Origin of the sequence: Chryseobacterium endalhagicum, assembly GCF_016745235.1 — a bacterium.
Lineage (GTDB): Bacteria > Bacteroidota > Bacteroidia > Flavobacteriales > Weeksellaceae > Chryseobacterium > Chryseobacterium endalhagicum.
The window spans coordinates 396,977-409,889 of sequence record NZ_JAELVM010000003.1 but is presented as its reverse complement, the minus strand read 5'-3'; the positions used below and the strand labels follow the sequence as shown (position 1 = coordinate 409,889).

11 protein-coding genes are annotated in these 12,913 nt (G+C 38.6%); 10 read left to right on the top strand and 1 reads right to left on the bottom strand.

Annotated features, from left to right (window positions below; genetic code table 11):
- Positions 1-5 precede the first annotated feature (5 nt).
- Both JET18_RS17565 and JET18_RS17560 read left to right on the top strand, forming a co-directional pair.
- On the top strand, positions 6-530 hold the full coding sequence (locus JET18_RS17565; protein ID WP_202093188.1) for a nuclear transport factor 2 family protein: 525 nt from the start codon (positions 6-8) through the stop codon (positions 528-530).
- Positions 530-1,933, top strand: coding sequence for an MFS transporter (locus tag JET18_RS17560; RefSeq protein ID WP_202093186.1), 1,404 nt, complete (start codon positions 530-532; stop codon positions 1,931-1,933). Before JET18_RS17565 ends, JET18_RS17560 begins: the two co-directional genes overlap by 1 nt.
- Before the next feature lie 1,216 nt (positions 1,934-3,149).
- Here JET18_RS17560 and JET18_RS17555 read toward each other — a convergent pair.
- Positions 3,150-3,749, bottom strand: coding sequence for an FMN-dependent NADH-azoreductase (locus JET18_RS17555; protein ID WP_202093184.1), 600 nt, complete (start codon positions 3,747-3,749; stop codon positions 3,150-3,152).
- Positions 3,750-3,837: 88 nt separating this feature from the next.
- Here JET18_RS17555 and JET18_RS17550 point away from each other — a divergent pair, with 88 nt between their 5' ends.
- The 8 genes from JET18_RS17550 (at position 3,838) to guaA (ending at position 12,795) form a co-directional block, all read left to right on the top strand.
- Entirely contained in the window at positions 3,838-4,215 is a 378-nt protein-coding gene (locus JET18_RS17550) for a winged helix-turn-helix transcriptional regulator (protein WP_228728588.1), read from the top strand.
- Between the two features lie 503 nt (positions 4,216-4,718).
- The gene (locus JET18_RS17545; RefSeq protein WP_202093179.1) at positions 4,719-5,447 is read left to right on the top strand and encodes a pirin family protein; all 729 of its coding nucleotides are present in this window, start codon (positions 4,719-4,721) and stop codon (positions 5,445-5,447) included.
- 37 nt (positions 5,448-5,484) lie between these two features.
- A complete protein-coding gene (locus JET18_RS17540; protein WP_202093177.1) occupies positions 5,485-6,036 on the top strand; it encodes an NADPH-dependent FMN reductase in 552 nt (183 codons plus the stop codon).
- Positions 6,037-6,324: 288 nt separating this feature from the next.
- Complete coding sequence (gene purM / locus JET18_RS17535) at positions 6,325-7,317, top strand: phosphoribosylformylglycinamidine cyclo-ligase (protein ID WP_202093175.1); 993 nt, start codon at positions 6,325-6,327, stop codon at positions 7,315-7,317.
- Between the two features lie 76 nt (positions 7,318-7,393).
- Complete coding sequence (gene purN / locus JET18_RS17530) at positions 7,394-7,960, top strand: phosphoribosylglycinamide formyltransferase (protein WP_202093173.1); 567 nt, start codon at positions 7,394-7,396, stop codon at positions 7,958-7,960.
- Positions 7,961-8,245: 285 nt separating this feature from the next.
- Entirely contained in the window at positions 8,246-9,763 is a 1,518-nt protein-coding gene (gene purH / locus JET18_RS17525) for a bifunctional phosphoribosylaminoimidazolecarboxamide formyltransferase/IMP cyclohydrolase (RefSeq protein ID WP_202094352.1), read from the top strand.
- 88 nt (positions 9,764-9,851) lie between these two features.
- Positions 9,852-11,090, top strand: a complete 1,239-nt coding sequence (gene purD / locus JET18_RS17520) for a phosphoribosylamine--glycine ligase (RefSeq protein ID WP_202093171.1) — start codon at positions 9,852-9,854, stop codon at positions 11,088-11,090.
- Between the two features lie 175 nt (positions 11,091-11,265).
- Complete coding sequence (gene guaA, locus JET18_RS17515) at positions 11,266-12,795, top strand: glutamine-hydrolyzing GMP synthase (protein WP_202093169.1); 1,530 nt, start codon at positions 11,266-11,268, stop codon at positions 12,793-12,795.
- The last annotated feature ends 118 nt before the right edge of the window (positions 12,796-12,913 follow it).

Sequence of the window (12,913 nt, the reverse complement as noted above, 5' to 3'; positions counted from 1 at the left end):
ATACAATGAAAAAAATAACAATCATCTGCACACTGGTGCTTTTTATGTTTGGATTTACAGGGATGAATGCCCAATCCAAAGGAACTCAGTTTGAAAAAGAAAAAACGGAAATAGGAACGATGCTGGACGGTTTCAATACTGCCGCGGCACAGGCTGATTTCAATGCCTATTTCGACTACTTCGCAGATGAATCCACCTTCATCGGCACCGATGCTACGGAAATCTGGGATAAAAAAGCGTTCATGGTTTGGGCAAAACCTTATTTCGACAAAAAGAAAACCTGGAACTTCAAAGCTCTTAAAAGAAATGTGTATTTCAGCAAAGACGGAAAACTGGCCTGGTTCGATGAATTGCTGGATACCCAAATGAAGATCTGCAGAGGTTCAGGCGTGGTGGAAAAAATAAACGGAAGCTGGAAAGTAAAACAATATGTACTTTCTGTAACCGTTCCGAATGATGTAGTGGATAAAGTAGTTTCAGAAAAAGCAGCTATTGAGGATACCTTAATAAAAGCATTAAAGCAAGAGTAATGAATCCTTCAAACAGTACTCTTTCAAGAAAGATAAAACCGAACCTTTCAATGGCCCAGATCATCAATATGAGCATGGGTTTTTTGGGAATTCAGATGGCTTTTGGCCTGCAGAACGGCAACGCGAGCAGGATTTTGGCCAATTTCGGGGCAGATGTTCATGAACTTTCATGGTTCTGGCTTGTTGCTCCTATTACAGGACTCATTGTTCAGCCTATTATCGGGCATATGGGAGATAATACCTGGAGTCCGCTGGGCAGAAGGAAACCCTATTTTCTGATTGGTGCCGTTTTGTGTGCCATCGGTTTAGTCATGCTTCCGAATGCCGCTTCTGCAACACAGATGATGGCTGCCAATGTTTTACTCATCGCTGTTATTTTCCTGGCCATGATGGATGCGTCCATCAACGTAGCCATGGAGCCTTTTCGTGCACTGGTAGGAGATATGCTTCCGAAACATCAGGCTACCATTGGATTCTCTGTTCAGACTATTCTGATCGGGATTGGGGCCGTAATCGGTTCCGATTTACCGGGCTGGCTGACTAAGTGGGGTGTTTCCAATGAGGCACCGAAAGGATTTGTGGCAGATAATGTAATCTATGCTTTTTATATTGGAGCAGCCGTTTTGATTCTGTCAATTTTATACACCATTTTTACCACTAAAGAATATTCTCCGGAGGAATTTGCCTCATTCGAAGGAGGAAAACCTGTTGTAAAAAACGAATCGAAATTCTCAGATATTTTTAAAGATTTCAGGAATGCGCCTTCTCAGATGAAGAAACTGGGAATCGTGCAGTTTTTCTCATGGTTTGCCCTGTTCACGATGTGGGTGTTCACGACCAGTGCGCTGGCAACCCACCATTTCGGGCTTTCTCCTGACGATACGCATTCTGCAGAATTTAATAAAGCTGGAGATCTTACGGGAAGTTTATTCGGAAGCTATAATTTCTATGCAATTTTCTTTGCTTTTGCACTAACTCCCATTGCAAAGTTTATAGGCAAGAAACAGACCCATGCACTGGCTTTGGCTTGTGGAGGACTGGGTTTGATCTCCATGTATTTCATTAAAGATATTCATAACCTCTGGATTTCCATGATCGGATTAGGATTTGCATGGGCAAGTATTTTAGCCATGCCTTACGCTATGCTGATTGACTCTATCCCGCAAAAGAAAATGGGAGTCTATATGGGAATTTTCAATTTCTTTATTGTCATCCCGCAAATTATCAACGGTATTTTCGGAGGTCCAATTGTAAGCAGTGTTTTTGGAAAACAAGCCATTGATTATATCGTTGTCGGAGGAATTTGCATGCTGATTGGCGCTGTAGTGACCATGATTTTCGTAAAGTCTGAAGATGAAACTCCTCAGGAAATAGAAGAGGAGATCAAACAGGTGCATTTTTAGAAAAGAGGTTAGAGATTAGAAGTTAGAAGTTAGAAGTTAGAAGTTAGAAGTTAGAAGTTAGAAGTTAGAAGTTAGAGGAAGGGGCTGGAGAGTTGATGATGAAGATGGAAATTTTGAAGATATTATATCAATAATCACGAGATAATTCAATAGGAGCGGGCTTTAGCCCGCTTTTATTATATGCAGCAGTAGAACGGCTTTAGCCAAAACATAAAATATCACATCATTCGTCTTACATAAAGAAGGTCTGCAATATATTCTCCCACAGATTTCTCAGATGACAAAGATCTTTTATTTTTGGAAACCATTAAAAAATTTTAAGTTGCTAAGATTATAAAGATGAGCTTCGCTTTAATTAATACTCGCTGAAGAATCATTGATCTTAACTTTCCCTATCTGCTTAATTGATCTTAATCGTTTAAAAGATCAGTTCCCACACATGTCTTAAAATACACAGAATCCCGGATTATAAAAATCTGCCAAATCCGCCAGATCTGCGTGAAATAAGAAACAATACATTTCAAAACTACTTCATATCCCCAAACAATTTTATCTTCGATAAAATCCTCGCGTCTTAAAACATTCACAAAGAATAAAAAACCTTGCGCCATTGCGTTTTTATCCAATATTCTCAAGAAATTCAATAGGAGCGGGCTTTAGCCCGCTTTTATTATATGCAGGAGTAGAACGGCTTTAGCCAAAACATAAAATATCACATCATTCGTCTTACATAAAGAAGGTCTGCAATATATTCTCCCACAGATTTCTCAGATGACACAGATCTTTTATTTTTGGAAACCATTAAGGAATTTTAAGTTGTTAAGATTATTAAGGCAAGCTTCGCTTTAAGTAATACTCGCTGAAGAATCATTGATCTTAACTTTCCCTATCTGCTTAATTGATCTTAATGGTTTAAAAGATCAGTCCCGCATATGTCTTAGAATACACACAATCCCGGATTATAAAAATCTGCCAAATCCGCCAGATCTGCGTGAAATAAGAAACAATACATTTCAAAACTACTTCATATCCCCAAACAATTTTATCTTCGATAAAATCCTCGCGTCTTAAAACATTCAGAAAGAATAAAAAAGCCTTGCGCCATTGCGTTTTCCAACAAATAATGGCTAACAAAAATCTAATAGAAAAAGCCGCCTCAAAAAGAGACAGCTTCTATAAGTCAAGAAAGACTTAATATCTTAACAATTAAACTTATTTACGCCAAAACCGTTTCAATTTCCGCCACCGTCTTAGAAAAATTCTCATCTTTCAGTTGAGGAACCATCATTCCCTGGGATTTAAAAACTTCCACATCAGTAATCCCGATGAAACCGAATAATGTTTTTAAATAATGCTCCATATTCTCAATAAGCCCGTTTTCATACACGCCGCCTATGGCAAAATTTAAATATAATTTTTTGTTCTGGAGAAGACCTTTTGGTGTTCCGTCAGCATAAGAAAATGTTTTTCCGGCAACAGCAATACTGTCGATCCATGATTTTAAAGTAGATGGAAAAGTGAAATTATAGAAAGGAACTCCAATCACAATAATATCAGCTTCCTGAATTTCTTTTAATGCTTCATCAGAATATTGGGATGCTTTTTTCTGTTCCTCATTTTTTTCCTCGTCCGGAATTCTGGAAGCACTGAAATGATGAATTTCCAGATGGGGAATCGGGTTTAAAGCCAGATCACGAACCAGAACTTTACTGTTTGGATCTTTGTCCAGCAATTGATTAATGACGGTTTGAGAAAGTTTGTTGCTTACAGAATTTTCTCCGCTGATGCTGGTTTGGATATTTAAAATATTTGCCATTGTTTTAAATTTTTTGATTTTTATTACTGACAAAATTATTGTAAATTTACTTTCCAAAGTATAGTGGTTACCTAAAGGAAAGTGAAAAATGGAAAAACAACATAATCATAAAGATTGCATGCAGGCATTAAAACCTGTTCGTGACACTCTTGATGTCATTAATGGCAAATGGAAACTGCAGATTATTATTTCGTTAAATGCAGGAAATAAACGTTTCACGGAGATTGAACGAAGCATTCCAAAGCTTACCTCAAAAGTTTTAGCCAAAGAATTAAAAGAGCTCGAACAAAACGGATTGGTTGAAAGAATAGTCAAAGACACCTATCCCGTAAGCATTGAGTATTGCCCTACACCTTATACCAAAACACTTCAGCCTGTTGTTGAATCTTTGAAAGACTGGGGCCAAAACCATCGTAAACATATTTTCGGAACTCCTGCAGAAACAGAAAATGTTGATCAAAAGTAGCCATTACCAATCCGCCCAATCTGCCAGATCCGCGAGAGATAACAACATATGCGTTTATCCAGAAAATATTCTTAAAAAAACTCAATAGGAGCGGGCTTTAGCCCGCTTTAAAATATGCTGCATTAGAACGGCTTTAGCCCAAATATAAAATATCACATCATTCGTTTAAATAAGGTTTGCAACATATTTTCCCACAGATTTTGCAGATAACACAGATAAATGTATTTTATAAATTAGCTCAATCTGCCAGATCCGCGAGATAAGAAAATTATACATTTCAAAACCAATTTATATCCTCAAACAATTTTATCTTTGATAAAATCCTTGCGCCTTAAAAAGATTCAAAGAAGAGTAATTTCTTGCGCCTTTGCGTTTATCCAAAAAACATTACCAAAAACAATCACAATTTTCATTTCTTTTAGTGCAAAAAATCCTTTCTTAACCTACATCAACACTTTCAAAAGCTTCTATCCACTACATTTGTACCATAAAATAATCACAGTATGAAAACAGTATATCATAAAGCAGATTCAAGAGGCCACGCAGATCACGGCTGGCTAAACAGCTACCACACATTCAGTTTTGCCAACTATCAAAACAAAGACAGAACGAATTTTGGAGTACTAAGAGTGTTGAATGACGACACCGTTTCGCAGGGAATGGGATTCGGGACACATCCCCACAGGGATATGGAAATTATTTCAATTCCGTTGGAAGGAGATCTGGAACACAAAGACTCCATGGGAACTACAGCGGTTATCAAAAAAGGAGAAATTCAGGTGATGAGTGCCGGAACAGGTGTCATGCACAGCGAATACAATAAAAATAAAGATGAGGCAGTGAAGTTTCTTCAGATCTGGGTTTTCCCTAAAGAACTGAATGTTGAACCAAGATACGATCAGAAAAGCATAAAAGAAGGCGAAAAGATCAACGGATTCCAGCAGATCCTTTCTCCAAACAAAAATGATGACGGTGTATGGATCCATCAGGATGCATGGTTTAATCTGGCTAATTTCAAAGCCGGAAACGGTAAGAATTATATGCTTAACAAAAAAGGAAACGGAGTATATGCCTTTGTTTTAAAAGGAAGTGCAAAAGTAGGAGACAGAATATTGAATGAAAGAGACGGATTAGGTATTTGGGACACCCAGAGCTTTAATATTGAAGCCATAGACGATGCTGAGATCCTTTTAATGGAAGTTCCAATGGACCTGCCGGCTTATCTTAAATAAAAATTAAATTTGTACATTAAAAAATAGATAAAAATAAATGAAAGTTTTAGCAATAGCAGGAAGCAATTCGGATGCTTCAATGAACAGACAGTTAGTGGCTTATGCATCATCATTATTTGAGAATGCAGAAGTAGAAGTCGTAGACCTGAACCCTTTTGAAATGCCGATCTATAAGCACGAAAGAGAACTGGCAGGCGGAGTTCCTCAGGAAGCAAAGGATTTTGCAGCAAAAATAGATGGAGCTAACCTCCTTCTGGTTGCATTGCCGGAGCACAACGGAACTTATTCTACAGCCTTTAAAAATGTGTTCGACTGGGTATCGAGAATCAAGGACAGAACCGTTTGGAATGAAGTACCGATGTTACTGATGTCTACCTCTCCCGGAGGAAGAGGTGGAGCCGGGGTTCTGGAAGCTGCATCCAAGCGTTTCCCTTTCCATGGTGGAAATATTGTAGAAACATTTTCATTGCCTTTCTTTAATGACAACTTTGATAAAGCAGCTCAGAAGATTTCTAATGAGGAGAAAAACAGCGAATTAAGAGAAAAAATAAAGAAGATTTCAGCCATTGAAACGATCCTTGAAAAATAGAGTTTGAATATTAATTTAAAATTACTATTTTTGCAAAAAGAAAAGAGATGAAAATTCAGACCACTTTTAAAGAATGTTTTTCAAAGAAAGGGAAAACTATGGGCTCTGAAATTCTGAGATAATATAACGGCCGATAATCTACCAAGATTGTCGGCTTTTTTATTTTCGAAAATCTGATAAAAAGTAAAGATATAATGTACCAATTGATCAATGTATCAATCTAACAATTCAATTCATTGTTACATTAATTAGACTGTTACATTGCTAGATTATTATAAATTATTAAACATGAGCAACACTTACAAATCAGCAGGCGTAGACAAAGAAGAAGGATACAAAACGGTTGACAAGATCAAAAAAGCGGTTGGAGAAACCCACAACTCAAATGTATTGAACCATTTGGGAAGTTTTGGTGCTTTCTATGAGATCGGAGGATATAAAAATCCTGTGCTGGTTTCTGGAACAGACGGAGTAGGAACAAAGCTTAAAGTAGCATTGGATACCAAAAAATACGGTTCTATCGGTATCGACTGTTTCGCGATGTGTGCCAATGATATCCTTTGCCACGGTGCCAAGCCATTATTCTTTTTGGATTATCTGGCATGTGGAAAACTTGATTCAGAAATTGCTGCCGAAATCGTTCTTGGAATGGTGGAAGCATGTAAAGATAACAACTGTGCATTGATTGGTGGGGAAACTGCCGAAATGCCTGGAATGTACCAGCCGGGAGATTATGATGTAGCAGGATTCTGTGTAGGGATCGTTGAAAAAGATCAGATCATTGACGGTTCTACAATTAAAGCAGGAAACAAGATCATTGCCCTTCCAAGCTCAGGATTCCACTCTAACGGATTTTCACTGGTAAGAAAAGTATTCCCGGATTTTGAAGAAGAATTCGAAGGAAAACCTTTATACGAAACTCTTTTAGTGCCTACAAGACTGTACTACAAAGAAATCCACAAAGTTCTTGAAGAAGTAAAAGTATGCGGTATCGCTCACATTACAGGAGGTGGTCTTTATGAGAACGTTCCGAGAATTATTCCTGAAGGACTTTGTGCTTCCATTGATGCTGCCAAAATCAAAATTCCTAGCGTAATGCTTGAACTGGAAAAAAGAGGCGGTGTATCCCGTGAAGAAATGTTCGGAACTTTCAATATGGGAGTAGGAATGATCATCGTTGCTGATGCTGACCACGCCGAGAAAGTATTACACCTTTTAGACGATGCTTACGAAATCGGAGAGATCACGGAAGAAAACGAAAAGATTGATTTAGCAATATAACAATTGATCAATGTACCAGTGTACCAATTGAATTCATTGTTACATTGCTAGACTGATACATTGTTACATTAACAGCATGAAAAATTTAGTTATACTCGTTTCAGGTTCCGGCACCAATCTGCAGAGAATCATAGATACTATTGAGAGTGGAGAGATCCAAAATGCAAAAGTATCTCTGGTAGTGGCAGACAGAGAATGTTACGGACTGGAAAGAGCCAAAAATCATAACATAGACAACATTCTGATTCCAAGAGGAAAGAATTTCAGCAGTGAACTGGCGAATGTCATTCCAAAAGATACAGATCTGATCGTATTGGCAGGATTCCTATCCATTTTAAAACCTGAATTCTGTGAAAACTGGACGGGAAAGATCATCAATATCCACCCGGCACTGCTTCCGAAATTCGGAGGAAAGGGAATGTGGGGAATGCATGTTCACAACGCAGTTATTGAAGCCGGAGAAAAAGAAAGTGGAGCCACGGTACATTTTGTAACTCCGGGAATTGACGAAGGAGAAGCCATTCTTCAGAAATCTTTTGAAGTAACCGCTGAAGATACTCCGGACACCGTTGCAGAAAAAGTTCATCATATTGAATATGAGATATTTCCGAAAGCGATCAATAAAGTGTTAGGAAATCAATAGATAATGTACCAATATAACAATGTACCAGTTTACCCATTAAATTCATTGTTACATTGCTAGACTGATCCATTGTTACATTAAAAAAGAAATCTAAGTAAATAAAAATAAGTCCGGGGGTGAAAGGCCGGGCTACAGTTTGAAATAGCTGTAAAAAGTAAAAATTGAAAGCAAGAGTCCCGAAGGGACGATTTAATCAAGCATAGGATGAAATCCTATGTAAAAAAAATCCCCAAGGACAAATTAAACAAACGCAGGATGAAACCCTGCGAAAAACTGAAAGTAAAAATGAGTAAAAAGAGAGTTTTAATCAGTGTTTCAGACAAAAGCGGATTGACAGAGTTCGCCCAGTTTCTGGAAGCCCAGAATTATGAGTTGATCTCCACAGGAGGAACCTTCAAACATTTGAAAGACGCTGGTTTAAATCCGATTCAGATTGATGAGGTGACTAATTTCCCTGAAATGCTGGACGGAAGAGTGAAAACCCTTCACCCGAAAGTTCACGGAGGTCTTTTGGCTGTTCGTGCCAATGAAGAGCATATGAGAACCGTTCAGGAGCACGGAATAGATCTGATCGACATGGTGATCGTAAACCTTTACCCTTTCTTTGAAAATGTAAACAAAGACATTTCTTTACACGAAAAAGTAGAGTTTATCGATATCGGAGGCCCTTCAATGCTTCGTTCGGCAGCTAAAAATTTCGATTCCGTTACCGTAATTACTGATGTGGAAGATTACGCAACAGTAAGACTTGAAATGGAACAGAACGGAGATTCATACATTGAAACCCGTAAAAAACTTGCCGGAAAAGTATTCAACCTTACTTCAGCTTATGATGCTGCTATTTCAAGAATGCTTTTAGATGAAGAATATCCAACTTATCTTAATGCTTCCTACAAAAAAGTATCAGATTTAAGATACGGCGAAAACCCTCACCAGACTGCTGCTTACTACGTTTCTACCTTTGAGAACGGAGCGATGAAAGATTTCGAACAGCTGGGTGGTAAAGAACTTTCTTTCAACAACCTTCGTGATATGGACCTTTGCTGGAAAGTTGTCACTGAGTTCAAAGAAGAAATGGCCTGTTGTGCAGTGAAGCACTCTACCCCTTGTGGAGTAGCCATCGGAACTTCAGCTTTGGAAACCTATCAGAAAACTTTCGAATGTGATCCGGTTTCTATTTTTGGCGGAATTGTTGCAATGAACTACAAGATCGACGCAGCAACAGCTGAAGAATTAAACAAAACATTCCTTGAGATCGTAATGGCTCCGGATTTTGATGAAGCTGCTCTTGAAGTTTTAAGAAAAAAGAAAAACCTTAGAATCATAAAAATCGTAAACCCTGTTTCTGACAAACAGACCTGGGTGAAGATCGACGGTGGCATCCTGGTTCAGGATAATGACACCCATTTCTCTGATGATATCAAAGTGGTAACTGAGGTACAGCCATCAGAAGAGCAGAAAAAAGCCCTTCTTTTCTCTCAGAGAGTCGTAAAATATGTAAAATCAAACGCAATCGTTGTTTCCAATGGCATTCAGGCCTTCGGAATCGGTGGCGGACAGGTTAACAGAATCTGGGCTACGCAGCAGGCTATTGAAAGAGCAAAAGAGAAATTCTCCGGAGATCTTGTATTGGCTTCTGACGCATTTTTCCCTTTCCGTGATGTAGTGGATTTCTGTGCAGAACAGGGGATCAAAGCAATCATCCAGCCGGGTGGAAGTGTAAAAGATCAGGACAGCATTGAAGCTGCTAATGAACACAGTATTCCAATGATGTTTACTGGTGTTAGACATTTTTTACACTAATTAAAATAGAATTAAAAAATAATTTGGGATTGTTTTTATAGCATTCAAAATTATATATTTGTAAATTAGACTAGATAATAAATAAAGTATGAGAATATTAATCATAGGTGAAGGCGGTAGAGAATCTGCTTTAGCAGCAAAGCTTCAGAATGACCCGAGAATTTCTAAAATGTTTTTTGCTAATGGTAATGCTACCACCGATGTAATAGGGAAAAATGTTCATTTATCCGAAATCAAAGAACTGAGAGACTTCGCCATTAAAGAAAAGGTGGATCTTACGATCGTAGGCCCGGAGGCTCCGCTTGTTGCAGGGTTGAAGGATGAATTCAAAAAGCACGATCTTAAAGTTTTCGGACCGAACCAAAAAGTAGCAAGTCTGGAAGGAAGTAAGGCTTTCTCTAAGAAATTTATGCAGACCTATGATATCAAAACCGCTAAAGCAGTGGTATTTGATTCATACAATGATGCTAAAGAGTATGTGCAGACACAGCAGTATCCTTTGGTAATCAAGGCTAGTGGTCTGGCAGGCGGAAAAGGAGTTGTCATTTGTGATAACCTTGAAGAAGCTGAAGCTACGATCCATGATTTCATGATCAGAAGAATTTATGGAGATGCGGGAATCCGTCTGGTTATCGAAGAATATTTACAAGGTTTTGAGGCTTCAATCATTGCATTCTCAAACGGTGAAAAGATTTTCCCTTGTATCGCTGCAAAAGATTATAAAAAAGCCGGAAACGGTGATACAGGACCAAACACAGGAGGTATGGGATCTGTAGCGCCAAGCCCTGATTTTACACAGGAGCACTATGCTGATTTTGAAAAAAATATCCTTGAGCCTACCATTAACGGTCTTAAAGGAGAAGGATTCAGCTTTAAAGGAATCATCTTCTTCGGATTGATGGTCACTAAGAACGGAACTTACCTTCTTGAATACAATATGAGATTCGGAGATCCTGAAACTCAGGTGTTAATGGCACTAATGGAAAACAATCTTCTTGATGTGATCCAGGACTGTATGGACGGAAAAGATATCGAGCTTAAGTTTAAAGACGAAAAAGCAGTATGTCTTGTGATGTGTTCCGGAGGTTACCCAAGAAACATCGAAACAGGATACGAAATTGTAGGCGAAGACAAACTGAAACACTCCAAACTTCTGTACGCAGGTGCCGTAAGAAAAGGAGATAAAGTGGTTTCCAACGGCGGACGGGTTCTGAACGTTGTGGCTACAGGAGCTACCTACGACGATGCCCGCAAAAAGGTATACGAAGATGCAGCCCACATTCATTTCGATTACGGATTCTACAGAGAAGACATCGGAAAGTTTTAAAATAAATCACGAAAAAAGATTTGGAACATTTCCAAGTCTTTTTTTGTAACACAGTCAATATTAGATACCAGATGCAAGATCTAAGATACCAGACGTCCATGTCTGAAATCTGATGTCTGACATCTTGTATCTGATATCATTAATCAATCATCAATCATCAATTATCATTTATAAAATGAACAACGGTATTATCATATTAGATTTCGGATCACAGTACAACCAGCTTATCGGAAGAAGAATCCGTGAGATGGGGGTATATTCTGAAATCCTTCCTTTCAATACACCTTTACAGGATATTTTAGCAAAACAGCCAAAAGGAATTATCCTTTCCGGTGGACCAAGTTCTGTGAATGCAGAAAATGCTCACCTGGTAGAAAAAGAGTTGTATGAGCAAGGGATTCCTGTGTTGGGAATTTGTTACGGAATGCAGCTTACCGCTCATCTTTTAGGCGGAAAAGTAAACAAAGGGGAAAAAGGAGAGTACGGAAAAGCACACCTGGATATCATCAAAGAAAATGCTTTGCTAAAAGGTGTGACTCAGAATTCTATTGTATGGATGAGTCACTTTGACGAAGTAGGAGAGCTTCCTGCTGGTTTTGAATTGAATGCAAAATCAGGAGTGATGGCTTCTATTTCCAATGAAGACAGAAAAATCTACTGCGTACAGTTCCACCCGGAAGTATCTCACACAGAAGAAGGCGGAAAGATGCTTGAAAACTTTGTTTTTGCCATCTGTGATGCTGAGAAAAACTGGAAACTGACCAATTATATCGAAAAAACAGTTGAGGAAATCCGTGAAAAAGTAGGAGACAGCAGAGTGATTCTTGGACTTTCAGGAGGCGTTGACTCTTCAGTAGCTGCGGTTTTAATTCACAAAGCGATCGGTGATCAGCTGACATGTATCTTCGTAGATACAGGGTTATTAAGAAAAGACGAAGGCCAGAAAGTAATGGACAACTATGGAGAACACTTCCATATGAACATTAAAATGGTGGATGCCAAAGAAAGATTCCTTTCAAAACTGGCAGGAGTAGACGATCCTGAAGCAAAGAGAAAGATCATCGGAAACGAATTTATTCACGTTTTTGATGAAGAATCCCATAAAATTGAAGGCGCTAAATTCTTGGCTCAGGGAACCATTTACCCTGACGTTATCGAAAGCCAGTCTGTAAACGGACCATCTGCAGTGATCAAGTCTCACCACAACGTGGGAGGACTTCCTGAAGATATGGAATTCGAATTGTTAGAGCCGCTAAGAGAGCTTTTCAAGGATGAAGTAAGAAAAGTAGGTGAGGAGTTAGGTATTCCGCATCACTTGGTACACAGACACCCTTTCCCGGGTCCTGGATTAGGGATCAGAGTATTGGGCGCTGTAGATGCTGACAAAGTGAGAATCCTTCAGGAAGCGGATGATATTTTCATTGAAGAATTATACAAAAATGACCTTTACGAAAAAGTATCTCAGGCTTTCGTAGTACTTCTTCCTGTAAAATCTGTAGGAGTAATGGGAGATGAAAGAACCTACGAATACACAGCAGTAGTTCGTTCTGCCAACACCATCGACTTTATGACGGCAACGTGGAGCAGACTTCCTTACGAGTTCCTGGATACCGTATCCAGCAGAATTATCAACGAAGTAAAAGGAATCAACAGAGTAGCTTACGATATTTCAAGCAAGCCGCCTGCAACGATTGAGTGGGAATAATCTCACTAAATTTCTTTAAAATAAAAAAATCCTGTTTATATCTTTATAAGCAGGATTTTTTATTAGTATTAAATGATATTTCTACCCGTTGTTTATTTAAGAGTGATATTGTAAAAAA

Bases quoted from the DNA above. Each gene is read 5' to 3' on its own strand.
- JET18_RS17565 (WP_202093188.1), top strand. From the start codon at position 6: ATGAAAAAAATAACAATCATCTGCACACTGGTGCTTTTTATGTTTGGA.
- JET18_RS17560 (WP_202093186.1), top strand. From the start codon at position 530: ATGAATCCTTCAAACAGTACTCTTTCAAGAAAGATAAAACCGAACCTT.
- JET18_RS17555 (WP_202093184.1), bottom strand. From the start codon at position 3,749: ATGGCAAATATTTTAAATATCCAAACCAGCATCAGCGGAGAAAATTCT.
- JET18_RS17550 (WP_228728588.1), top strand. From the start codon at position 3,838: ATGGAAAAACAACATAATCATAAAGATTGCATGCAGGCATTAAAACCT.
- JET18_RS17545 (WP_202093179.1), top strand. From the start codon at position 4,719: ATGAAAACAGTATATCATAAAGCAGATTCAAGAGGCCACGCAGATCAC.
- JET18_RS17540 (WP_202093177.1), top strand. From the start codon at position 5,485: ATGAAAGTTTTAGCAATAGCAGGAAGCAATTCGGATGCTTCAATGAAC.
- purM (WP_202093175.1), top strand. From the start codon at position 6,325: ATGAGCAACACTTACAAATCAGCAGGCGTAGACAAAGAAGAAGGATAC.
- purN (WP_202093173.1), top strand. From the start codon at position 7,394: ATGAAAAATTTAGTTATACTCGTTTCAGGTTCCGGCACCAATCTGCAG.
- purH (WP_202094352.1), top strand. From the start codon at position 8,246: ATGAGTAAAAAGAGAGTTTTAATCAGTGTTTCAGACAAAAGCGGATTG.
- purD (WP_202093171.1), top strand. From the start codon at position 9,852: ATGAGAATATTAATCATAGGTGAAGGCGGTAGAGAATCTGCTTTAGCA.
- guaA (WP_202093169.1), top strand. From the start codon at position 11,266: ATGAACAACGGTATTATCATATTAGATTTCGGATCACAGTACAACCAG.